Source organism: Jhaorihella thermophila (genome assembly GCF_900108275.1).
GTDB classification, from domain to species: domain Bacteria; phylum Pseudomonadota; class Alphaproteobacteria; order Rhodobacterales; family Rhodobacteraceae; genus Jhaorihella; species Jhaorihella thermophila.
The window spans coordinates 646,198-669,229 of sequence record NZ_FNVD01000001.1 but is presented as its reverse complement, the minus strand read 5'-3'; the positions used below and the strand labels follow the sequence as shown (position 1 = coordinate 669,229).

At 66.9% G+C, this 23,032-nt stretch carries 23 protein-coding genes; 11 read left to right on the top strand and 12 right to left on the bottom strand.

Annotated elements, in window-relative coordinates:
• Positions 1–147 precede the first annotated feature (147 nt).
• On the bottom strand, positions 148–2,001 hold the full coding sequence (locus tag C4S70_RS03210; protein ID WP_104006620.1) for an ABC-F family ATP-binding cassette domain-containing protein: 1,854 nt from the start codon (positions 1,999–2,001) through the stop codon (positions 148–150).
• Between the two features lie 157 nt (positions 2,002–2,158).
• Between C4S70_RS03210 and ndk the strand changes: the two genes are divergently transcribed.
• Positions 2,159–2,581: a nucleoside-diphosphate kinase gene (ndk, locus tag C4S70_RS03205; RefSeq protein WP_104006619.1), complete on the top strand. Its 423-nt coding sequence runs from the start codon at positions 2,159–2,161 to the stop codon at positions 2,579–2,581.
• Positions 2,582–2,665: 84 nt separating this feature from the next.
• Here ndk and C4S70_RS03200 read toward each other — a convergent pair whose 3' ends face one another.
• The 4 genes from C4S70_RS03200 to mazG all read right to left on the bottom strand — a co-directional run bounded on the left by C4S70_RS03200 (position 2,666) and on the right by mazG (position 5,358).
• Positions 2,666–2,941, bottom strand: coding sequence for a glycine zipper 2TM domain-containing protein (locus C4S70_RS03200; protein ID WP_104006693.1), 276 nt, complete (start codon positions 2,939–2,941; stop codon positions 2,666–2,668).
• Positions 2,942–3,058: 117 nt separating this feature from the next.
• Positions 3,059–3,505, bottom strand: coding sequence for a GNAT family N-acetyltransferase (locus C4S70_RS03195; protein ID WP_104006618.1), 447 nt, complete (start codon positions 3,503–3,505; stop codon positions 3,059–3,061).
• The gene (locus C4S70_RS03190; RefSeq protein ID WP_104006617.1) at positions 3,502–4,443 is read right to left on the bottom strand and encodes a nucleoside hydrolase; all 942 of its coding nucleotides are present in this window, start codon (positions 4,441–4,443) and stop codon (positions 3,502–3,504) included. Before C4S70_RS03190 ends, C4S70_RS03195 begins: the two co-directional genes overlap by 4 nt.
• 81 nt (positions 4,444–4,524) lie before the next feature.
• A complete protein-coding gene (gene mazG / locus C4S70_RS03185; RefSeq protein ID WP_104006616.1) occupies positions 4,525–5,358 on the bottom strand; it encodes a nucleoside triphosphate pyrophosphohydrolase in 834 nt (277 codons plus the stop codon).
• A gap of 64 nt (positions 5,359–5,422) precedes the next feature.
• Between mazG and C4S70_RS03180 the strand changes: the two genes are divergently transcribed.
• From C4S70_RS03180 to C4S70_RS03165, 4 genes are read left to right on the top strand one after another with little or no spacing between them, the layout of a single operon-like run.
• Positions 5,423–6,586 carry a M20 aminoacylase family protein gene (locus C4S70_RS03180; protein WP_104006615.1) on the top strand — a complete coding sequence of 388 codons (1,164 nt, stop codon included), beginning with the start codon at positions 5,423–5,425 and terminating at the stop codon, positions 6,584–6,586.
• Between the two features lie 18 nt (positions 6,587–6,604).
• Positions 6,605–7,567 (top strand): agmatinase, encoded by a 963-nt coding sequence (gene speB / locus C4S70_RS03175; RefSeq protein ID WP_104006614.1) that lies wholly within the window; start codon positions 6,605–6,607, stop codon positions 7,565–7,567.
• A complete protein-coding gene (gene speB, locus C4S70_RS03170) occupies positions 7,564–8,511 on the top strand; it encodes an agmatinase (RefSeq protein WP_104006613.1) in 948 nt (315 codons plus the stop codon). Before speB (C4S70_RS03175) ends, speB (C4S70_RS03170) begins: the two co-directional genes overlap by 4 nt.
• Positions 8,512–8,550: 39 nt before the next feature.
• A complete protein-coding gene (locus C4S70_RS03165) occupies positions 8,551–8,961 on the top strand; it encodes a DUF1499 domain-containing protein (protein WP_235003661.1) in 411 nt (136 codons plus the stop codon).
• Here the strand turns inward: C4S70_RS03165 and C4S70_RS03160 are convergent.
• A complete protein-coding gene (locus tag C4S70_RS03160) occupies positions 8,893–9,195 on the bottom strand; it encodes a hypothetical protein (RefSeq protein WP_104006611.1) in 303 nt (100 codons plus the stop codon). The two genes, C4S70_RS03165 and C4S70_RS03160, sit on opposite strands and share 69 nt — an antisense overlap.
• A gap of 74 nt (positions 9,196–9,269) precedes the next feature.
• On the opposite strand from C4S70_RS03160, the gene prfA reads away from it, so the two are divergent.
• The 3 genes from prfA (at position 9,270) to C4S70_RS03145 (ending at position 12,053) form a co-directional block, all read left to right on the top strand.
• Positions 9,270–10,322: a peptide chain release factor 1 gene (gene prfA, locus C4S70_RS03155; RefSeq protein ID WP_104006610.1), complete on the top strand. Its 1,053-nt coding sequence runs from the start codon at positions 9,270–9,272 to the stop codon at positions 10,320–10,322.
• Entirely contained in the window at positions 10,319–11,161 is an 843-nt protein-coding gene (prmC, locus tag C4S70_RS03150) for a peptide chain release factor N(5)-glutamine methyltransferase (protein ID WP_104006609.1), read from the top strand. Before prfA ends, prmC begins: the two co-directional genes overlap by 4 nt.
• A 283-nt stretch (positions 11,162–11,444) precedes the next feature.
• Complete coding sequence (locus C4S70_RS03145) at positions 11,445–12,053, top strand: DUF4167 domain-containing protein (RefSeq protein WP_104006608.1); 609 nt, start codon at positions 11,445–11,447, stop codon at positions 12,051–12,053.
• 57 nt (positions 12,054–12,110) lie between these two features.
• Here the strand turns inward: C4S70_RS03145 and rsmA are convergent, their stop codons facing one another.
• From rsmA to lptF, 6 genes are all read right to left on the bottom strand, one after another.
• Positions 12,111–12,956, bottom strand: a complete 846-nt coding sequence (gene rsmA / locus C4S70_RS03140; protein ID WP_104006607.1) for a 16S rRNA (adenine(1518)-N(6)/adenine(1519)-N(6))-dimethyltransferase RsmA — start codon at positions 12,954–12,956, stop codon at positions 12,111–12,113.
• A gap of 71 nt (positions 12,957–13,027) precedes the next feature.
• Positions 13,028–13,993, bottom strand: coding sequence for a 4-hydroxythreonine-4-phosphate dehydrogenase PdxA (pdxA, locus tag C4S70_RS03135; protein ID WP_104006606.1), 966 nt, complete (start codon positions 13,991–13,993; stop codon positions 13,028–13,030).
• A complete protein-coding gene (locus C4S70_RS03130) occupies positions 13,990–15,285 on the bottom strand; it encodes a peptidylprolyl isomerase (protein ID WP_104006605.1) in 1,296 nt (431 codons plus the stop codon). Before C4S70_RS03130 ends, pdxA begins: the two co-directional genes overlap by 4 nt.
• Positions 15,267–17,411, bottom strand: a complete 2,145-nt coding sequence (locus C4S70_RS03125) for an LPS-assembly protein LptD (RefSeq protein ID WP_104006604.1) — start codon at positions 17,409–17,411, stop codon at positions 15,267–15,269. Before C4S70_RS03125 ends, C4S70_RS03130 begins: the two co-directional genes overlap by 19 nt.
• A complete protein-coding gene (gene lptG / locus C4S70_RS03120; RefSeq protein ID WP_104006603.1) occupies positions 17,408–18,505 on the bottom strand; it encodes an LPS export ABC transporter permease LptG in 1,098 nt (365 codons plus the stop codon). The genes C4S70_RS03125 and lptG overlap by 4 nt, the downstream gene beginning before the upstream one ends.
• Positions 18,502–19,626 carry an LPS export ABC transporter permease LptF gene (gene lptF / locus C4S70_RS03115; RefSeq protein ID WP_104006602.1) on the bottom strand — a complete coding sequence of 375 codons (1,125 nt, stop codon included), beginning with the start codon at positions 19,624–19,626 and terminating at the stop codon, positions 18,502–18,504. Before lptF ends, lptG begins: the two co-directional genes overlap by 4 nt.
• A 132-nt stretch (positions 19,627–19,758) precedes the next feature.
• Between lptF and C4S70_RS03110 the strand changes: the two genes are divergently transcribed.
• From C4S70_RS03110 to C4S70_RS03100, 3 genes are all read left to right on the top strand, one after another.
• The gene (locus C4S70_RS03110) at positions 19,759–21,246 is read left to right on the top strand and encodes a leucyl aminopeptidase (protein ID WP_104006601.1); all 1,488 of its coding nucleotides are present in this window, start codon (positions 19,759–19,761) and stop codon (positions 21,244–21,246) included.
• A 4-nt stretch (positions 21,247–21,250) separates the two neighbouring features.
• A complete protein-coding gene (locus tag C4S70_RS03105) occupies positions 21,251–21,718 on the top strand; it encodes a DNA polymerase III subunit chi (protein WP_104006600.1) in 468 nt (155 codons plus the stop codon).
• Between the two features lie 236 nt (positions 21,719–21,954).
• On the top strand, positions 21,955–23,016 hold the full coding sequence (locus tag C4S70_RS03100) for an extracellular solute-binding protein (protein ID WP_200822717.1): 1,062 nt from the start codon (positions 21,955–21,957) through the stop codon (positions 23,014–23,016).
• Positions 23,017–23,032: the final 16 nt, after the last annotated feature.

Below are 23,032 nucleotides of genomic sequence, written 5' to 3'. Positions count from 1 at the left end.
CGCCGGACTTAGGTTGAAGTTCATATTTCTTACCTCCAAATTCGATTGCCGCCGAAAAATCCGAAAACAGGCAGCAACGTGCCTCATAATGCTATTGAAACGATTGGACCAAAGGGGAAATTTCAGGCAATGGCGACCGGACGGCAACTATGCGCCGACTTCCGCGGCCTCCAGCCGCTCCAGCGCCTCCAGCCACAGCGTCTCGGCCCGCTCCAGCGCCTCCATCACCTCGGCATGTTTCTTCTGCCAGACGGGCAGATCCTGCTTGCGCTCGGTGTAGAGGGTCGGATCGGCCAGCTTCGCGTCGAGCTTCTCGCGCATTTCCTGCAGCTTTTCAACGCGCTGCTCGCATTTCCTTACTTCGGCGCGGGCCGCCAGAAGCGCTTCGCGCGCCGGCCGCCGCGGCCTGGGCTTCGCCGGTTTTTCGGGCGCGGTCGGTCGTTCGCGCTCCAGCAGCAGCGCGCGATAGCTTTCCAGATCGCCGTCATAGGGCTTCACCGTGCCCCCATCGACCAGCCACAGCCGGTCGGCCACGAGGCTCAACAGGTGCATGTCGTGGCTGACGAGGATCACCGCGCCGGAATAGGCGGTCAGCGCCTCGACCAGCGCCTCGCGGCTTTCGATATCCAGGTGGTTGGTCGGCTCGTCGAGGATCAGCAGGTGCGGCGCGTCGATGGTGGCAATGAGCAGGCTCAGCCGCGCCTTCTGCCCCCCCGAGAGATCCCCCACCGCCATTTCCGCCTGCGCCTCGCCCAGCCCGAAACCGGCGAGCCGCGCGCGCAGCTTGGCCGGCGGCTCGTCGGGGCGCTGCCGGGCGATGTGGGCCAGTGGCGTTTCGTCGGCGTTGAGCTCGTCCACCTGATGCTGGGCGAAATAGCCGATGCGCAGTTTCGACGACCGGGTCAGCCGCCCCTCCATCAGCGGCAGCCGGTCGGACAAGAGCTTGGCCAGCGTGGACTTGCCCTGACCGTTGCGGCCCAGAAGCGCGATCCGGTCGTCCTGGTCGATGCGCAGGTTCAGCCGCCGCAGAACGGGGGTGCCGTCATAGCCAGTTACCCCGCCTTCCAGATGGATGATCGGCGGCGACAGTTCCTCGGGCGAGGGGAAGGTGAAGGCGCGCAGCGCCGCCTCCTGCGGGGTGGTGATCGGCTGCATCCGCGCCAGCGCCTTCAGCCGCGACTGCGCCTGTTTCGCCTTGTCGGCCTTGTAGCGGAACCGGTCCACGTAAGATTGCAGATGCGCGCGCCGGGCCTCCTGTTTCTTCGCCTCCGCCTGTGCTTGGGCCAGCCGTTCGGCCCGCTGGCGGGCGAACTGGTCGTAGGGACCGGAATAGAGCGTGAGCTTGCGGTCCTCCAGGTGCAGGATCGCGCCCACCGCGCGGTTCAGCAGGTCGCGGTCGTGGCTGATGATCAGCACCGTGTGCGGGTAGCGGGCGATGTAGGATTCCAGCCACAGCGCGCCTTCGAGATCGAGATAGTTGGTCGGCTCGTCCAGAAGCAGCAGATCGGGGCGCGAAAACAGGACGCCCGCCAGCGCCACCCGCATCCGCCAGCCGCCCGAGAAATCGGCGCAGGGGCGGGCCTGCGCCGCCTCGTCGAAGCCGAGCCCCTTGAGGATCGCCGCCGCGCGGGCCTCGGCCGACCAGGCGTCGATATCGGCCAGCCGGGTCTGGATCTCGGCGATGCGGGCGGGGTCGGTTGCGCGGTCGGCTTCGGCCATGAGTGCCGCGCGTTCGGTATCGGCGGCCAGAACCGTGTCCAGCAGCGACTCCCGCGTCGCGGGGGCCTCCTGCGCGACGCCGCCGATGCGGGCGCGGGCGGGCAGGGTGATCGTGCCGCCCTCCAGCGCCAGTTCGCCACGGATCAGGCGAAAGAGCGTGGTCTTGCCGGTGCCGTTGCGCCCCACGATTCCGACCTTGTGGCCCGAAGGAATGCGGGCGCTGGCCCCGTCGAACAGCGTCCGGCCGGCGATGGAAAAGGTTATGTTGTCGATCCGCAGCATGGGATCGGGTCATGGCGCAGGGGGCGGGGGGTGTCAATCGCGCCCGTCGCGGCCCGGGCAACAAGTCCCTTTCCAACGGATCGCTTGCATGCTAGGCGGCGCGCGAGATTCACCGCGGGCGGAGACGCCCGGAAAATCCACGCAAAGGAGAGCCCCGATGGCCATTGAACGCACCCTGTCGATCATCAAGCCCGACGCCACCCGCCGCAACCTGACCGGAAAGATCAACGCCAAGTTCGAAGAAGGCGGCCTGCGCATCGTCGCGCAGAAGCGGATCCGCCTGACCAAGGAACAGGCCGGCCAGTTCTACGCCGTCCACAAGGAGCGCCCCTTCTACGACGAGCTGTGCGAATTCATGTCCTCGGCCCCGGTCGTGGTGCAGGTGCTGGAAGGCGAGAACGCCATTGCCCGCAACCGCGAGATCATGGGCGCCACCAACCCCGCCGACGCCGCCCCGGGCACCATCCGGGCCGAATTCGCGGAATCGGTCGGTGAAAACTCGGTGCACGGCTCGGACGCGCCGGAAACCGCCGCCCAGGAAATCGCCTTCTTCTTCTCGGGGATCGAGATCGTCGGCTGACGCAGGCCCATGCGGGTCGTGCTTCGGCCCGATGACCTCTGCCAACCCCGCCCGCGACCGGGCGGGGTTTTTCGTGACGACCGCTCAGCAGGGCGCCTCGTAATAGGTGCCGTCGCCGCGCGCATAGGCGCACATGCCGGTGCGCTGGTTCTGCGCCACCACCGTGCCGGCCGCCGCGCCCGCCAGCGCCGCGATCAGCTTCCAGTCCTTGTTGGCCTTGAGCGCGTCGGCCAGGATCAGCCCCGTCGCCGCGCCCCCGGTGGCGCCAACCACCGTTGCCTGTTCCGAGGTCAGGTTGTCGCAGGCCGCAAGGCTTCCTACGGCCAGTGAAGCAATCAGTAAAATCATTCTGCCGGGCATGGCGTGCATCCTCTGTCGGCGCCCGTTTGTGTCGGGCGCCGCGAAAGTGTGAAAAGAGAATCCGTCTCTGTCCATGCCGCCTGTCCGGCACCGGCGGTTTGCCGCCGGCCCGTGCTGTCACAGCACACGAGTCATGAGAATGCAGCGGTCGCGCGGCGCGAATCCGGCACGCGCATACAGCCGTTGCGCGGCCGCGTTGTCGCGATCGACCTCCAGATGCAGCGCACGCACCCCGGCCTGTCCCAGCGCCCGTGGCAGCCCGGCCAGCACTTCCGTGGCGATCCCGCGCCCCCGCACCGCCGGGCGCAGGTAGATTTCGTCGATGAACCCGTCCAGCCCGCCGAACTCCACCGACCAGCCGAAGGTGATGACGATGTATCCGATCGGCGCGCGGGCCGGCCCGATCAGATAGGCGCAGCCGTGCGGTGACCCCTCGAGCAGCGGCAGCAGCGCGGCGCGGCGGACGTCGTCGGCCTGTTCGATCCCGGTCTCGGCGTGAAAGGCCGCGCTCAGGGCGGCCAGACGGTCCAGGTCATTCGGCCCGGCAAGGTGGAGAGCGGTCATAGTCGGGCAAGCCTTTCGGTCAGCAGGGCAAAGAATCCGTCGGCATCCACGTCGCCCATGAAGGTTGCATTCGGCGCGCGGTCTGTGACCCCCCACCAGTCGGCCACGGTCATGCCGCGCGTGAGGTCGGATTGGGTCTCGATCTCCACGTTGATATGGCGGCCCGAAAACAGCTCGGGCCGGATCAGAAAGGCGGTGACGCAGGGGTCGTGCAGCGGCGCGCCGGCACTGCCGTATTTCTCGCGGTCGAAGCGCTCGAAGAAATCGGTCATCTCGGCCACGGCAACACCGACGGGCGTGCCCAGCGCACGGAACGCCTCGTTGCGCGGCCGCGTCACCAGCGCCTTGTGCGTCACGTCCAGCGGCATTGCCGTCAGCGGAACGCCGGATCGGAACACGATTTCAGCCGCTTCCGGATCGACGTAAATGTTGAACTCGGCCGCCGGCGTGATGTTGCCCACCTCGAAATAGGCCCCACCCATCAGCACGATCTCGCGCAGTCGCCCGGCAATGTCCGGTGCCTTCCGCAGGGCCATGGCCACATTGGTCAGCGGCCCCAGCGGGCACAGCGTGACCTCGCCCTCGGGCAGACCGCGCACCGTGTCGACGATGAAATCCACCGCATGGGCGTCCTGCAGCGGCATGGCGGGCTCGGGCAGCACCGGCCCGTCCAGCCCGGTCTTGCCGTGCACATGCTCGGCGGTCACCAAGGGCCGCTTCAGCGGCGCGGCGCAGCCCGCGAATACCGGCACGTCCCGCCGACGGGCCAGTTCGCAGACGATCCGCGCATTCCGCGCCGTCAGCGGCAGCGGCACGTTGCCCGCCACCGCCGTGATCCCCAGCACCTCGATCTCCTCGGGACTGGCCAGCGCCAGCAGAATCGCCACCGCGTCATCCTGCCCCGGATCGGTGTCGATGATGATTTTGCGCGCACTCATCCCCTTGCCCTCACGCCAAAGCCCGGTCCTGAACCGCTGCTTCTTTCTGGTCCCAAATACCCCCGCCGGAGGCATGCGCCGTCAGGCGCATTCATCCTGCCGCGCCTTCTCCTCGGCCTTCACCTCGTCCCAGAGCGCGTCCATCTCCGCAAGATCGCTTTGCTCCGGCGTCTTGCCCCGTTCGGCCAGTTTCCGCTCGATCGCCTCGAAGCGCCGTATGAACTTGGCATTGGTCCGCCGCAGCGCTGCTTCGGGCTCCACGCCCAGGTGCCGGGCCAGATTCGCCATCACGAACAGAAGATCGCCGAACTCCTCCTCGATCTCGTCGTGGCTCCTGCGGTCCCGCGCCGCCGCCAGCTCCCTGGCCTCTTCCACGATCTTGTCCAGAACGTGGGATGCGTCCGGCCAGTCGAACCCCACCCGCGCCGCGCGTTTCTGCAGCTTCCAGGCCCGCAACAGCGCCGGCAGATTCGCGGCCACCCCGTCCAGCGTGCCCGTCTGCGCCTTCCCGGCCCGTTCGGCGGCCTTGATCGCCTCCCAGTCGCGGGTCTGCTGCTCGGCCGACTTGTCGCGCGATTCGTCGCCGAAAACATGCGGATGCCGCGCCACCATCTTGTCTGACATGGTCCGCACCACGTCCTGAAAGGTGAAATGCCCGGCCTCTTCGGCCATCTGCGCGTGGAACACCGACTGGAACAGAAGATCCCCCAGCTCGCCCTTGAGCTCCTCCCAGGCCTCGCGCTCGATCGCATCGGCCACCTCATAGGCCTCTTCGATCGTATAGGGCGCGATCGAGGCGAAATCCTGCTCGATATCCCAGGGGCAGCCGGTTTCGGGGTCGCGCAGGCGGCGCATGATCTCCAGCAGCCTCTCGATACCGGCATCCGGGTCGTGGATCAGCGGGTTTTCGGGCATTGCGGCTCTCCGGCTTGTCGTGTCACATGCATCCATCACCGAGGAAGCGCGAGGAGTCCACCCCATGCCCGTCGTCAATCGTATCGCGGACTATGCCGATGACATGGCCCAGTGGCGCCGGCACCTGCACCGGATCCCCGAACTTGGCCTCGACTGCCCGAAGACCGCCGCCTTCGTGGCCGAGCGCCTGCGCGAATTCGGCGTGGACGAGATCCACGAAGGTATCGCCCGAACCGGCCTCGTCGCCATCGTCAACGGGCAGGGAGACGGGCCGACCATCGGGCTGCGCGCCGACATGGACGGGCTTCCGATTGCCGAGGCGACCGGACTGGCTTACGCATCCGAACACGAAGGCCGCATGCATGCCTGCGGCCATGACGGGCACACGACAATGCTCCTGGGTGCCGCGCGCTATCTGGCCGAGACGCGCAACTTCTCGGGCCGGGTGGCACTGATCTTTCAACCCGCCGAGGAACAGGGCGGCGGCGCGGGGGTCATGGTCGAAGAAGGGATCATGGACCGGTTCGACATCCGCGAAGTCTATGCGCTGCACAACGTGCCGGGGCTGGACCTCGGCACGTTTTACACCACGCCGGGGCCGATCATGGCGGCGGTGGACACGTTCCACATCCACATCAAGGGCGTGGGCGGGCATGGCGCCATGCCGCATGAAACCCGCGACCCCGTGATGGCGGCGGTGGGCATCGCGCAGGCGATCCAGACCATCGTCAGCCGCAATCATTATGCGCTGAATGACCTGGTGATTTCGGTCACGCAGATCCATGCCGGCACCGTGGACAACGTGATCCCCGACACCGCCTGGCTGAACGGCACCGTTCGCACCTTTGATCCGGGCGTGCAGAAGATGGTGATGGAGCGGATGGAACAGATCGTGGCGGGCCAGGCGGCAAGCTTCGGTGTCGAGGCCTGGCTGGACTACGAGATCGGCTATCCCGCCACCGTCAACGACCCCGACAAGGCGGGCTTTGCCACGCAAGTCGCACGCGAGATCGCCGGCGAGGACCGGGTCATCGCCGATGCCGGGCGCGAAATGGGGGCAGAGGATTTCGCCTACATGTTGCAGGCGCGTCCGGGCGCCTATCTGTTCGTCGGGCAGGGGCCGGGCGCGGGGCTGCATCACCCGGAATACGATTTCAACGACGAGGTCGCGCCCATCGGCGCTTCGTTCTTTGCCCGGCTGGTGGAGTGCGCCCAGCCGGCGGCCTGACAGCACAGGGAGAGCACATTGGCACTGGAAGACGCAAAGACCCAGGTGGACCACGCCTTTACCCGCGAGGATCTCAAGGGGTTGAGTTTCGAGAACACCTTTGGCGGGGCGACCAGTTTCCTGCGCCGCCGCTATTCCAAGGATCTGACCGGCGTGGACATTGCCGTGACCGGGGTTCCCTTCGATCAGGCGGTGACCAACCGCCCCGGCACCCGGCTGGGCCCCCGCGCGATCCGCGAGGCCAGCGCGCTGCAAAGCCCCGACGAACCCTATGGCTGGCCGCACGCGCCGCTGAGCAGTCTCGCCATCGTGGACTATGGCGACGTGGCCTTCGACTATGCCAACATCCCCGCCTTTCCCGATGCGGTGACGAACCACATCCGCGGCATCCTGAACGCCGGCGCGGCCTCGGTCACGCTGGGGGGCGATCACTACATAAGCTTCCCGATTCTCAAGGCTTACGCGGAAATGTTCGGACCCATGTCGCTGTTGCAGTTCGACGCGCATACCGACACCTGGGCCGATGACGACCTTTCCCGCGTCGATCACGGCACCATGTTCTACAAGGCGGTCAAATCGGGCATCGTAGATCCGGAGCGGTCGGTTCAGGTGGGCATCCGCACCACCAACGAGGACACGCTGGGCGTCAACATCATCGACGCGGCCGCGGTCCATGCCGAAGGCCCCGAGGCCGTGGCCGAACGCATCCGCGACATATTGGGCGACCACCCGGTCTATCTCAGTTTCGACATCGACGCGCTGGACCCGGCCTTTGCGCCGGGCACCGGCACGCCGGTCTGGGGCGGGCTGGCCAGCTGGCAGGCCGCGCGCATCCTGCGCGCGATCGCCGGCATCAACATCAAGGGCGGCGACGTGGTCGAGGTCTCGCCGCCCTTCGACACCACCGGCGCCACGGCCATCGCCGGCGCCCACGTGGCGACCGAGATCATCTGTCTTCTGGGGTGGAACATCCTGAAATGACCGCGAAGAATCAGCCGATCAGCGGCAACGACCTGGCCCGGTTCTCGGGGCCCAATACGTTCATGCGGCTGCCCTCGGCGGGGCGGCTTCAGGGGTTGGACGTGGCCGTGGTGGGGGTGCCGGTGGATATCGGCACCTCGTGGCGGTCGGGCACGCGGTTCGGGCCGAAACAGATCCGCGCCGAAAGCGCGATGATCCGGCCCTACAACATGGCCACCGGCGCGGCGCCTTTTGACAGCCTGCAGGTAGCCGATATCGGCGACCTGGCGATCAACACCTTTTCCCTGAAGGACACGATCCGCATCATTTCAGAGAGTTACGACGCGATCCTGAACGCGGGCGCGCTGCCGATGGCGATGGGCGGTGACCATTCGATCACCCTGCCGATCCTGCGGTCGATCGCGCGCCGGCACGGGCCGGTGGCGCTGGTCCATGTGGACGCCCATGCGGACGTCAACGATGAGATGTTCGGCGAGCGCGAAACCCACGGCACCGTGTTCCGTCGCGCGTATGAAGAAGGGTTGATAAACCCCGAAAAAACCTACCAGATCGGCATCCGGGGCACGGGCTATGCCGCCACCGATTTCAAAGAGGCCGCGGGCTGGGGGTTCCAGCAGTTCCCCGCGCATGACCTCTGGGGGCGGGATCTGAGCCAGATGGCCGCCGAGATCCGCCGCGACATCGGCGACCGGCCGGTCTATGTCACCTTTGACATCGACGGGCTGGATCCGGCCTATGCGCCAGGGACCGGCACGCCGGAAATCGGCGGGCTGACCACGCCGCAGGCGCTGCAACTGATCCGGGCGCTCAGGGGGGCGCCGATCGTCGGCTGCGATCTGGTCGAGGTGTCGCCGCCCTATGACCCGTCGGGCAATACCGCGTTGACGGGGGCGAATATCCTGTATGAACTGCTGTGCATCCTGCCGGGGGTAGAGTATCGGTAGGACGAAACCACGAGGCTCGGGCAGGCAATGGGGCACTGGATGACGGTTCTGTGGATCCTGTTGATCGCGGCGGTGGGGGTGCTGGCCTATATCCGGCTGGCGCCCTCCGACCCCGCGCGCTGGCATATGCGCCCGGAGTTCACCGAGAACCGCAACATGGCGGGTGGCGTTGTGCGCATTGTCGAAACCGGCCCCGACGGGCTGGCCCGGCTGGACCGGATCGCGCGGGCAACGCCGCGGACAAGCGTGCTTGCCGGTTCGGTCGAAGAGGGGATGATCACCTACATCTCCCGCACGCCGACCATCGGCTTTCCCGACTATACGACCGTCTGGCAGGACGGGGACCGGCTGGTGGTCTGGGGGCGGCTGCGCTTTGGCCGGTCAGATTTCGGAGTGAACCGCGCCCGCGTCGAGGCCTGGCTGAAGGCGCTGCAGGCGCAGTCGGGATGACAGGCACCCGTCGCGCACCTTGCGCCACATCGGGTTGTTCAGCGACATCTGGCACTGGGCCATGAACATCCGGCCATCCACGAACAGGCAGATCGTTTGGCCCAGTTCCACGCGCTTTCCCTTGCTGTCGGTGCAGTAGCAATCGCGCACCTTCCCGCCGGGGCCCACCACATCCGCCGCCGCCACCGTCGCCAGCGCGGCCAGAACGGTTGGAACGATCAGGATCCGTCGCATATATGAACGTTAGCACGTTTCCCCCGACGACCAAAGACTTGACCGCAACGCCCGGATATCGGACACCCGCTGCCATGATCCCCGAAGACCGACTGGACCAGATCATCCAGAGGTTCCAATACCTCGAGGCCGCGATGGCCGAAGCCGACGGCGCGCAGATCGCGGCGCTGGCGCGGGAGTATTCCGAACTGAAACCGGTGGTGGACCAGATCGCCGAATGGCGTCGCCTGCAGGCCGATCTGGCCGAGGCGCGGGCCATGCTGGACGACCCTGACATGCGCGAACTGGCCGAGGAAGAGATCCCCGCGCTCGAGGCGCGCCTGCCGCAGGCGGAACGCGCCCTGCAACTGGCGCTGTTGCCACGGGACGAGGCCGACGCGCGCTCCGCCATTCTGGAAATCCGCCCCGGCACTGGCGGCGAAGAGGCGGCGCTTTTCGCCGGCGATCTGCTGCGGATGTATCAGCGATATGCCGAAAGCCGCGGATGGTCCTTCGAGATCATCGAGCAGCAGGGCACCGATCTGGGCGGCATCAAGGAAGTGGTCGCCCATGTCAGGGGGGACGGCGTCTTTGCCCGGCTGAAATACGAATCCGGTGTCCACCGCGTCCAGCGCGTGCCCGAAACCGAAAGCGGCGGGCGGATCCACACCTCGGCCGCGACGGTGGCGGTCCTGCCCGAGGCCGAGGACGTGGACATCCGGATCGACCCCGGCGATATCCGTATCGACACGATGCGGTCCAGCGGGGCGGGCGGCCAGCACGTCAACACAACCGATTCGGCGGTGCGCATCACCCACCTGCCCACCGGCATCGTGGTGACGAGTTCCGAAAAGTCCCAGCACCGCAACCGCGAGATCGCCATGCAGGTTCTGCGCACCCGGCTATACGATCTGGAACGTCAGCGCCTGCATGCCGAACGCTCGGCCGACCGCGCATCGCAGGTGGGCAGCGGGGACCGGTCCGAACGCATCCGCACCTACAACTTCCCCCAGGGCCGCGTGACCGACCATCGCATCAACCTGACGCTCTATCGGCTGGATCAGGTGATGGCGGGGGATCTGGACGAGATCATCGATGCTCTGATCGCCGACGATCAGGCCCGCAAGCTGGCCGAGATGGCGGCATGACCGGTTCGCTGACTGCCGCCCGCGCCATGGCCGCCGCCGCGGCGCGGCTGCGCGCGGCCGGGGTGGCCGATCCGGCCCGCGACGCGCGGCTGCTGCTGGCGCATGCGGCGCGCATCGACGCCGCCCGTGTCACCCTGATCGCACCCGAAGAGCTGTCGCCCGAGATCGCCGAACGCTATGAACAGCTGGTGTCACTGCGCGCGATCCGCGTGCCGGTGTCGCACCTGACCGGCGAACGCGAATTCTATGGCCGCCGCTTCAAGATCAGCGGAGAAGTGCTTGATCCAAGGCCGGAAACCGAAACTCTGATAGAGGCCGCGCTGTCCGAACCCTTTGCCCGCGTGCTGGATCTGGGCGTGGGCTCGGGCTGCATCCTCGTGACCCTTCTGGCCGAACGCGCGCAGGCCACCGGCCTGGGCGTGGACATCAGCGAAGCCGCCTGCCTGCAGGCCAGCGCCAACGCGGTGCTGCACGGGGTGGCCGAACGCGCCGAGATCCGCCGGTCCGACTGGCTTTCGGACGTGGCCGGCCGGTTCGACCTGATCGTGTCCAACCCGCCCTATATCGCGCTGGACGAAATGGCCGGCCTCGACGAAGAGGTCCGCCGCCACGAACCCGAGCTGGCGCTGACCGATGGCGGCGACGGGCTGGGCGCCTATCGCCGGATCGCCGACGGTGTGATGCGCCATCTCGCGCCGGGGGGGCGGCTGCTGGTCGAGATCGGCCCGACCCAGGTCGCGGCGGTGATCGCGCTGTTTGCGCAGGCGGGGCTTGTGGATATCGGCATCGTGCAGGATCTGGACGGGCGCGACCGGGTGATCCGTGCCAGACGCGGCTGAGCAAGTCGATCGCGCACCGGGGGGGATGCCGCCCGCGGCCGGCAACCGCGGCGGATTTGCGTCAGTTCGACATCTTTTCGCGTGGGAATTCGCGAAATCTCGCTGAAAACCCTTGTGCCAGCGCTCCGGACATGCTTATTCAGGTTCAGATCGCGGCGGCCGATGCTTTTCCAGTTTCCCCCGCGACGTTCAAGCCCCCAAGACGATCCGGCACGACAGGCAAGCACGCTTCACGCGTTTTTCGGATCGGCACAAGGTCAAAGACAAGGCTGACAGCAAGGTCATGAGATCGTCCAAATCCCGTTCGCGGTCGAAGTCGAACCGCAACCGCCCTTCCGGTGGCAACATCATCAACCGGGTGTTCGAAAGTTCCGGCCCCGAAGGCAAGGTGCGCGGCACGCCGCAGCAGATCATCGAAAAGTACAACCAGCTGGCGCGGGATGCGCAACTGGCCAACAACCGCGTGGCGGCCGAGAATTTCCAGCAGCACGCCGAGCACTATCAGCGCCTGCTGAACGAGGCGCAGCGCGAGATCGAGGCACGCCGCGAAGAGCAGGAACGCCAGAGCCGCGAACGCCAGGCCGAGCGCGACCGCGAACGCCTTGCCCGTCAGGAACGCGAAGCCACCCAGGCCGCCGCGGCGGTGGATCCGTCCGAGGCGCCGCAGCCCACGGTTCTTGACGTGGCCGAGCCCGTCGCCGAGGATACCAGCGGTCTGGTCGAAACGCCCGAGAGCAAGCCCAGGCGCAGTACCCGGGGACGTACGCGCAAGACCGGCGCACAGACCCGGAAGAAGGATGCCGATCCGGCACCCGCCTCCGAAGACAAGGCGCCAGACACCGAGACACCGACCGGCACCGGCCCGGACGACGCGCCGCAGGTGGCAGAGTAGGATACGGTCCGCAGCGCGACGACCGAAACCCCACCCGACCGGGTGGGGTTTTGCGTGTCATTTCGCCGCCTGCAGCTCGCGCGCCAGTGCGCAGAACCCTTCCAGCGGCACCTGCTCGGCGCGGTCGGTGGGCTTCAGCCCGGCGGCGGCCAGCCGATCCTCGATATCCGGGGCGAGGCCCCTCAGCGCCGCCCGCAGCATCTTGCGCCGCTGGTTGAAGGCGGCCGCCACCACGCGAGACAGAACCTTCGGATCCGCCGGATGACGCGGCGCGGGCAAGGCGGTCAGGTGAACGACCGCGCTCGACACTTTCGGCGGCGGGGTAAAGGCGCCGGGCGGCAGTGACATCACGATCCGTGCCTCTGCCCGCCATTGCGCGAGAATTGCCAGCCGGCCATATGCTTTCGATCCCGGCTGCGCCACGATCCGCTCAGCCACCTCGCGCTGGAACATAAGGGTCAGGCTCTCCCAGAAGGGGGGCCAGACCTCAGGCGTCAGCCACCGCACCAGCAGTTCGGTTCCCACATTGTAGGGCAGGTTCGCCACGACCCGGATCGGCGGCGTCAATCGCTCCAGCGGGTCGATCTCCAGCGCGTCGCCCTGAACCACCTCCAGCCGCCCCGGAAAGGCCGCCGCGATCTCTTCCAGCGCCGGCAGGCAGCGCGGATCCTTCTCGATCGCCAGCACCTTGCGCGCGCCTTCGGCCAGCAGCCCCCGCGTCAGCCCGCCGGGGCCGGGTCCGACCTCGAGCACGTCGCACCGGCTCAGATCGCCGGCCTGCCGCGCGATCTTAGCGGTCAGGTTCAGATCCAGCAGAAAGTTCTGCCCCAATGCCTTTTTCGCCGCCAGCCCGTGCCGGGCGATCACCTCGCGCAGGGGGGGCAGATTGTCGATCGCGCCCATGTCTTCATCTTGCTCCAAATACTCCCGCCGGAGGCTCCCGCACCCTCGGCCCCGCGGCCCGTTCGGCGGTGTCACGCCCCCTTTGCCATCCCCCGCGCCAATCGCAAGGCCGCGATCATGCTGTCGGGTTTCGCGACACCCCTGCCGGCAATATCCAGCGCCGTGCCGTGATCGGGCGAGGTCCGCACGAAGGGCAGCCCCAGCGTGACGTTCACGCCCCGGTCGAAATCCAGAGTCTTGATCGGGATCAGCGCCTGATCGTGATACATGGCCACCGCCACGTCATAGCGCGCCCGCGCCGCGGCGTGAAACATCGTGTCTGCCGGTAGCGGTCCGGCAACGTCGAACCCCTCGCCGCGCATCTGCGCCAGCAGCGGCGCGATCCAGTCAAGTTCCTCCCGCCCCATCGCGCCGCCTTCGCCGGCATGGGGGTTCAACCCCGCCACAGCGATCCGGGGTCGATCCAGATCGAACCGCGCCCGCATCTCCCGCGCGGTGATCTCGATCGTCTCGCGCAAGAGCCCGGGGGTCAGGAATCGCGGCACCTGCGCCAGCGGGATGTGGATCGTCACCGGCACGACCTTCAGCCGGTCGGAGGCCAGCATCATCACCACCCGCTCGACCCCGGCCAGCGCGGCCAGAAACTCGGTATGGCCCGGATAGGCGAAGCCGGCCCCGTCGATCAGCGCCTTCTTGTGAATAGGCGCCGTGCACAGCGCGCCGGCCGCGCCCGACCGCACCAAGTCCACGCCGCGGCGGATCGCGTCGATCACGCCGGATGCATTGCGCGGATCGGGTCTTCCCGGAACCGCATCGGCGGCAAAACGCAGCGGCAGGACGGGCAAGGCCTCGGCGCACAGCGCCACAGCCTGCGAGGGATCATCTATCTCGGCGGCCGGCGTGTCGGCGGGCAGATGCCGGGGATCGCCGATCCAGAAAAACGGACAGTCCCGCCCCAGGATCCGCCACGCCCGCGCCGCGATCTCCGGGCCGATCCCGGCGGGTTCGCCGCAGCTGACCGCGATCGGGGCGATCATTGTTCCTCGATGCGGGCTTCGGCCAGAAGCTGCTGCAGATAGCTGTCCGCCATCAGCGCAAGCCGCTGCTGGGCAAGCGCCTGTGCCACATCCTCGCGCGAGGCATCGGATGCGATCTCGGAGGTCCGGCCGCACAGCATGAGAAAGACCAGCGTCCGGCCATTGTTCCGGGTCAGCGCGGTGGACACTTCGTTGTCGTCCAGCCTGGCCAGTTCCAGCGCCACGTCGCGCGGGATCTCGCCCGGCGCCTTGCTTTCGCGCAGCAGAACTTCGGGCGGCTGCCCCTGGGCCACGCCGTAAAGATCGTTGCAGGTATCCACGCGCTGCCGCAGCTCCGCCGCCTGTTGCAACGCTTCGGCAGAGCGCCCGCCGGGAATGAAATACATCGCATAGTCGATGGCGGAATAGCGCGGTTCGGCCGGCGCGGATTCACGCATGCCGCGCATCTGGAACAGGGCGATGGCGTTGGGCAGGTTGATCGGGTCGCTCACCTGGCCCGGTTTCAATTCCAGAATGATCGATTGCAACCCCGGCGGCAGCTTGGTCAGCGACACCCATCCGAGATCGCCGCCATTGGCCCGCGACTCGGACGCCGAATATTGCCGGGCCGTCGCGGCGAAAGCTTCGGTCGTGTCGATTTTTGCAATCTCGAGCGCCAGCGCCTGCGCCTGCTCGAAATTCTGCTCGTTTACCGGCAGAATGACCTCCGACAGCAGAACCTGGATCCCGCCGCCCGCGTCGCCCTGACCGATCGCGCGGTCGATCTCGTCCTCGGTGGGACGGGCCTGGGCCAGGAAACGCTGCTGGACAAAGTCGCGCCAGGCCACGCCGATTTCCACGAAATCCCGCAGCGTTTCGCGGGCGACGCCTTCCTGTTCCAGCGCCTTCACGAACTCATCGGGCGGAAGTTGGGTGCGCTGCGCCAGTTCCTCGATTCCCGCCTCGATATCCTCGGGGGACACGGTGATGCCCGCCTCGCGGATCGCCTCGCGTTTGAGCCGCTCTTCGATCAACGCCTTGCGGGCGAGCTCTTCGGCATCTCCCGGCACGCGCAGCACCTGCATCATCCGGATCCGCTGTTGCAGCTCGAAATGGGAAATCGTTTCGTCGTTCACCCGGATGGCGGGCGAGAAAAGGCTTTGGGCGCTGGCGGTCCGAGTGACGCCGCCGGCGGTTGCGATCCCCAGCGCCGCCGCCGTGGCGGCCGCGGTCAGCGCGCCGCGTCGGGCGGTCAGCACCGCGCGCAGGGCGGCGGCGGGACGGGCAAGATGGCTCAGGATGGACTGCTGCATGTTCGCCTGTAGTTTTGTGCGCCGCCTTTCACGGAAAATCCGCTGAGCGCGACGGATAACCCGAAACTGGTCGATGGTTCGACACTTGTCGAGGAGGTATAGCGCCTGTTGATGGAAAGATCGACAGTGACGCATTCGTTTTCATAGGCCAGGTTGAAGCCGGCATATATGGGTTGCGTGCCTTCGGTGTCGTATCGCAGGCGGGCACCCGCCGACCAGTTCGGCAGAAAGTCGTAATCGCCGTCGAACCAGATTTCCGACACCGGCGTGGTGCGGCCCACGACCGGGTCGCGTCCCAGCCAGACATAGGTGCCCGCCACGCTCAGGGCGTGGCTGTTCCAGCCGCCCCGCAGTTCGGCCATCGAAAAGTCGAGCGACCCCGACAGAAGGCCGCGCGCGGTCAGCGAAAGGCCATCGGAAGAGACGAACTGCCCGGCGAGCAGAATGTCCGAGGAGGTGCCGTTCAGCCCCGACGTCCAGGTGAAGTCGGGCTGGGCCTCGCTTCGGAAGACCTGGCCGATTGTGGCCGCCGCCTTCCATCCGGCTTGCGCATGGCGCGCCCAGTTCAGGCCATAGACGACGGTCGCCCCGTTTTCGCGCCGGTCCGCGGCGGGAAAGCGCGACAGCGACAGCAGGTTGCCCTGGTCGAATTCCTGGAAGGTGCCTTCGTCCAGCGGCACGTTGCGGTTGGATACGCTTGTCCATCCCGCCTGCAGGATAGGTTCAAGATACTCGGTCACGCCGCCCCCGACCGCGCGCGCCATCGGATAGCGGAACGTCAGCGCCGCGCGGGGGGTCACGACGCCGGCGCTGGCGGGATAGGTGTCGTCGTCGCGGATGAAGAATTCGTCCGCCGCCACCCCGCTGGTCCAGTCCACGATCAGCCCGTTGGCCAGAAGCCATCGACGGCGCCATTCGAGATCGACCGTGCCATGCGCAACGTCGCGCCCGTCCACGTTCACGTCAGAGGGGCGGACGAAACCGAACCCCGAGACGCCAAGACGGACCTCTCCGCCTATGCCGCCGGGGTGAAAGCGCCGTTCATAGGTGAAATCCGCCACCCGCGAGGGCACGGTGGACGGGTCTTCGCTGTCGCGCAGCGACTTGAAATGGATCAGCCGGGCATTGACGGCTGAATCGCGCCGGTAACGGCTGAGCGAGATCTCGCTCTTGAGCCGGTCATCGTTCCCGATGCCGTAATCGACCAGATAGGCGTTGTCCGACGTGGTCTTGATGTCAAAGCTCAGCCTGTAGCCGTCGCGCAGGTTGAAAAGCCCCTGCGCGAAGAGATAGCCGCGGTCTTCGCCGGGGAACAGGTCGTCGCGGGTATGCGCGCCGTTGATCTCGATCGTGCCGCGCCGGAACGCCTGGCGATAGCGATAGCCCAGCGTCGTGGTCTTGGAGGACAGATAGGGCGTGAGCGTCAGATCCTTGCTGTCCCCGATCCGAAAGAAATAGGGCACCTTGACCCCGATCCCCAACTGCGACGTGCTGCGGACCGAAGGGATCAGGAACCCGGTGGCGCGCTTGAGATTCGGGTCGGGCAGGCGCAGCGCAGGCAGGTAGAACATGGGCACGTCGAGGATGCGCAGCTGCGCGCCTTCGAAATAGATTTGCTGTTCCTGCTGGTCATGGGTCACCTTGCGCGCCCGAATCTGCCACAGCGGCGGCCGGCCGTCTTCGCAGACCCGGCAGGAGGTGACGGCCGTCTTGTACATCTGCGTGTAACGGCCGCTGGCCCGGTTCATCTGAAGCGCGGCAAGTTGCACATGCCGGTCGAACACCATCCGCGCCCCGGTCAGCAACCCGTTCTGCAATCCGCTGTCCAGCTCGGCATGGCTGGCCAGCACCGTGACATTGCCGCCCTGGTCGATGCGGATCGGGCCTTCGACGACAAGCTGGCCGGTTTCGCGGTCAAAGGTGACGCGGCTGGCCTGCATGCGGATGTCGCCCTGGAACGCTTCGACATGGCCCTCGGCCACCAGTTTGCGGTCCGCCGTCACGAACATCCGGTCCGCGACCAGCATGGCCGGCGGATCGGCATCGGCCGTCTGGGTGTGCGCCATCGGGGCGGTCAGCAGCCACAGGGCCGACAGAACGGCGATTTGCCAGCGATGCCGGATCATCCGTCCTCCGCGTGCAGCAACAGGCCCAAGCTCAGCAGCAGCGCCGCGACCGGCGGCGCCCAGGCGGCCAGCGGCACCGGCAACTGACCGTTTTCACCCAGCACCTGGGCGAAGTTCCGCACGAAGTAAAGACCAAAGCCCAGCAGAACCGCGGTCAGAACCGACGCTCCGATCCCGCCCAGTCGCGCGTGGCGCATGGTGAAGGCGGCGCCAATCAGGACCATGGCCGCCAGAAACAGCGGGCGGGCCAGTTCTGACTGGAGCCAGACCTCTTGCCGGGTCGTGGAAAAGCCGGCTTGGCCCATTTGCCGGATCATGGCGGGCATGTCGTAGATCGAAATGCTGGAGGGCTTGCCGATGCTGTCGCGCACCCGCTCTTCGGTCAGCGTGGTGGGAATGCGCAGCGTGTCGTGTTCCGCCGACGAGGTTTCGGGGTTCAGCCCCGGCGTCAGCGGCCAGACCTTGGCCTTGCGCAGCACCCAGTCCGAGCGGTTCAGCTCGGCGCTTTCGGCGATGATCCGGCGCACCGGTCGGTCATCGCGGCCGAAGCTCAGGATCGACACGTTCAGCAGGCGCAGCGGCTGCGACAGATAGCCCGTGGCATGAATGACCGCCTGACCGCCGGCGCTTCCCTGCCGCAGCCACAGCCCATCGCCGCTGAGCGACACGGTGGACGGGACATTGCCGCGATAGGTCTCGGCCAGTTCCTGGTAACGGTTGGAGGTCGCCGCCACGATCGGGTTCAGGGTCGATACCGCCAGAGCTCCGATCAGCAGCGCGACAAGGACCGGGGCGGCTAGGGCGCGGATCCCCGACCGCCCCGTCGCGCGGGTGACCACCAGTTCGCTGGACCGTGCCAGCGCGACAAAAAGCGCGACGGTCGAGAGGATCATGATCAGCGGCAGGATTTCGTTGATGCCGGCCGGCAGGTTCAGCAGCGACAGGGTGACGACCTGCCCGAACGAGATGTCGATGCCCTCGAACCGCCGCAGTTGTTCGATCATGTCGATCAGCAGGATCAGGGCCGAGAAAACGCCCGCGACCACCGACAGGTTCAGCAGGAAGCGGCGGGCAAAGTAGCGATCGAGGATCATGCGGGCACCTGTCGCGCCAAAGGCCAGCGGATCGGCCGGCCGGCAAACCTGAGAAAAAGCCCCGAAAGGATCAGGCCCGACACGCCGGGCAGATAGGTCAGCGGCCACAGGTCCGGGTGGTCGCGGATCGGTTCGGCCAGCGCCCCGCGCAGAAGTTCAAGCCCGACAAGCACGCCAAAGGCCAGAAGGACCTGGCGCCACAGACCGAACCGGGAATACACCCCCAGCAGGAGCGTCGAGAACCCCACCAGCGGCGCGACCAGGCTGATCAGCGCGCGGGCGAACCTCTGATGGAGAACTTCGGTCACCTTGCCGATGGTCGTTCCCGTTTCCGTGGCCACGGTGTGCGGATTTCGGATCAGTTCGGCCGTGGAGACCATGTTAGGGCTGCGCTTTTCTCCCTCCTGTTTGGTCACCAGCGGCGTGATGTCATAGGAAAAGTCCGAAAAGACCGTGGTCGAAAGGGTTCGGTGTCGCGTGTCCAGCCGCTGCGCCATGCCGTCCACGATGATCAGATTGGCTCTGCCGTCGTCCCGCACGAGATAGGCGCGCGACCCGGTATAGACGACCTCACGGGCGGGATCCCGCCTGTCGGACAGGAACACGTCGTTGAGCGTCCCGTCCGGATCGATCTTGCGGACATAGAACGTGACGCCGTGGCCGGGATGCAGGAAATGGCCTTCGGTCAACAGACGCGCAGTGGCGTTTCGCGCGATCTCGGTTTCACGCGCCGCCAGCTGGCCTTTCGAGGCCGGCAGCAGAAGATGGGTCAGCACGCTCATCATCGCTGCCGCGATCAGGCCAAAGGCCAGCGTCGGCCGGGCCAGGCGGGCGGGGCTGGACCCGGTGGCCTGCATCACGGTCAGTTCGCTTTCCCGGATCAGCCGGTTGGTGACAAACACCGCCGCCGCGAAAGCCGCCATCGGTAGAATCATGCGGACGAGGTTGGGCAGGACCAGCGCGCTGAATTCCAGAAACACCATGGCCGATTGTCCGTCCGCGATCAGGCGGTCGAACAGCACCACCGCGCGGTTCACCCACATGACCGAGACGAGAATCAGCGCAAAGAAGCCGAACAGCAGCAGATATTGCGACAGCACATATCTGTCGTAGCGCGACACCGCGGCCCCCCTGAATACAGCGTGTTTCTGGCGCGCGACCTTACTGCAATCAGTTCGGGGGGAAAACTGCAATCTGGTCAAAGCGGCGACGCCACGTTACCTCTCGGGCGACGAATTCAGCAGGAGAACCCGATGAGCAGCCCGATTCCCGTCCGTTTCGAAGCCACCGACCTGGATCGCATCGCCACCGCCGAGGGCCGCGTGGCGGTGATCGTCACCCCCGATGGCAAGCTGGACCCGGCGGGCCGGCGCGCGAACCGTCTGACCCGCGGCGCGGTGCAGCGGCTGCTGGACAGCGACCGGTTCGCCAAGGCGAAGAACGGGCAGGTGTTCACGCTGGCCTGGCCCGCGGGCATGGCGGCCGAGGCGCTGGACGTGCTGGTTCTGGAGCAGAACCCTTCGCCGATCGAGGCACGCAAGGCAGGGGCGGCGCTGGGCAAGCTGAAGGACGGCAAGCCGGCGTTGATCATGGCCGGCAGCCGCCGCCGGGTGGCGGAATTGGCGCAGGGGCTGGCGCTGCGGGCCTATCGGTTCGACGCGCACAAGACCGGCTCTGATGACGAGGAGAATGGTGGGACCGTCAGCGAGGTCGTGATCGCGCACAACCGGCACGAAGAGGTCGCCGCAGCCTATGCGCCGTTGCAGGCGGCGGTCGAAGGCGTGCACGCAACCCGCGATCTGGTCAACGAGCCGGCCAACGTGCTGACCACGGAGGAATTCGCCCGGCGGCTGAAGGAACTGGAGAGCCTGGGCGTCGAGGTCGAGATCCTCGACGAGGCCGAGCTTGAAAAACTGGGGATGCGCGCGCTGCTGGCGGTGGGGCAGGGGGCCGAAAGCCCCTCCCGGGTCGTGGTGATGCAGTGGAAGGGCGGGGCGAAGGACGCCGCGCCGCTGGCATTGGTGGGCAAGGGCGTGGTGTTCGACACGGGCGGCATTTCGCTGAAACCCGCCGGCGGCATGGAGGACATGACCATGGACATGGGCGGCGCCGGCGTGGTCGCCGGCACCATGCGGGCCCTGGCGCGGCGCAAGGCGCGGGCCAACGTGGTCGGGCTGGTCGGTCTGGTGGAGAACATGCCCGATGGGCGCGCGCAGCGTCCGGGCGACGTGGTGCGCTCGATGAAGGGCGATACGATCGAGGTCATCAACACCGATGCCGAGGGGCGGCTCGTGCTGTGCGACGTGATGTGGTATGCGCAGGACAGGTTCAAGCCCGCGGCGATGATCGATCTGGCCACGCTGACCGGTGCCATCATCATCTCGCTGGGGCATGAAAACGCCGGCGTCTTCTCCAACGACGACGCGATCTGCAACGCCTTCCTCAAGGCCGCCCAGGCCGAGGACGAGGGCGCCTGGCGGATGCCGCTGGCCAAGGCCTATGACGAGCTGCTGAAGTCGCGCATCGCCGACATGAAGAATGTCGGCGGCCGGCCGGCGGGTTCGATCACCGCCGCGCAGTTCCTGCAGCGCTTTGTCAAGGAGGGCACGCCCTGGATCCACCTGGACATCGCCGGGGTGGCCTCGGTCAAGTCCGACACGACCTACGCGCCCAAGGGCGCCACGGGCTGGGGCGTGCGGGCGCTGGACCGTCTGGTGCGGGACAGGTTCGAGGTGGAGTGAGCCCTTGGGCGCGGCCTATTTCTATCACCTGACGCGCCGCCCGCTGGAGCAGACCCTGCCGGTGCTGCTGGAAAAGGCCCGCGCGGCGGGCTGGCGCGTGGCGGTGCGCGGCGCCGATGCCGCGCGCCTGGCCTGGTTGGACGAGGTGCTCTGGCGCGGGCCGGAGGAGGGGTTCCTGCCGCACGGGCTGGCGGGCGGGCCGCATGACGCGGACCAGCCGGTGCTGCTGACCACCGCGCGCGCGGCCGCGAACGACCCGGCCTGCCTGATGGCGGTGGACGGGGCCGAGGTGGACGCGGACGAGGTGCGGGCGCTGGAACGCGTCTGCATCCTGTTCGATGGCCACGACCCGGACGCGGTGAATCGCGCGCGGGCACAGTGGAAGGCGCTGACCGGCGCGGGCTGCGCGGCGCAATACTGGTCCGAGGAATCGGGCCGCTGGGAGAAGAAGGCCGAAACCGGTCGTTCCTGACGTCACGAATGTTGGCGGCGCCCGTCGCGCGCCGGCGGATGAACGCCCGGAACGCCCGTCCGCGGCGGCGTTCACCGTGGCCGCCGTGTGCGGTGCCGGGACGCGGGCAGGATTTTTCGGCGAAACGCCGTCAATTGTCATTTTCGTTTCACAAATTGACTGAAAGAAAGAATAGCGCAACTATCACGGCGCCACAGGAAAATCTGACCAACAAGGGATGTATTGACATGAGACGCATGAAGACCATCGCGGCGTCGGTTCTGAGCGTTGCCGTTCTGGGCCTTGCGCAGACCGCCAGCGCCGAAACGCTGCGCCTGCTGACCTGGGGCGGTTATGCGCCCGAGAACGTCGTGGAGATGTTCGAGAAGGAAACCGGCATCACCGTCGAGGTGACCAAGTCGAACAACGAGGAAATGATCGCCAAGCTGCGCGCTACCGGCGGCGGCGGCTTCGACCTGATCCAGCCCAGCCAGGACCGGATCGCCGGCCCGCAGCTGGAATTCGGCATCTACAAGCCGATCGACCTGTCGAAGATCGACAAGTCCCTGTTCATCCCCTCGATGCTCGAGGCGACGATGAAGAACACCACCGTGGATGGGCAGGTCTACGGCGTGCCGCATGTCTGGGGCACCTCGGGGCTGGTGGTGAACACCAAGAAGGCGCCGATGGTCAAGGACTACCTCGACCTTTGCGCCCCTGAGGTGGCCGGCAAGGTCACCTACCGGCTGAAGCGGCCCACGCTGATCGCCTTTGCCTTTTCGATGGGGATGGATCCCTTCGCCGCCTATGGCGACGAGGCCGCCTACAAGGACATCCTGTCGAAGGTCGAGGCCAAGCTGATCGAGTGCAAGCCGAACGTGAAGACCTACTGGAGCGGTGGCGACGAGCTGCTGAACCTGATGCGGTCGGGGGAAACCGTGGCGGCGATGGCCTGGGATACCGGCGGCTGGAAGCTCAACGCCGAAAACCCCGACATCACCTTTGTCGCGCCGAAATCGGGGGCGCTTGGCTGGATCGACACCTTTGCGCTGCCCGCCAAGGGGCAGGCGGACGATGCCGCCTACAAGTGGATCAACTTCGTCATGCAGCCGAAAGTTGCTGCGATGATCACCGAGGCCGCCGGCAACTTCACTGCCTCCAAGGGCGCGGATGAATATGTCTCGGCCGATCTCAAGGCGCGCTATCAGGCCAGCTTCCCCCCCGAAGCGGTGGACAACATCAAGTGGTATCCGCCGGTTCCCGCGGGCCTCGAAGCGCTCGAGGGGGCGGTTCTTGACCGCGTGAAGGCAGCCCAGTAAGGGGCTGTCGGCAAAG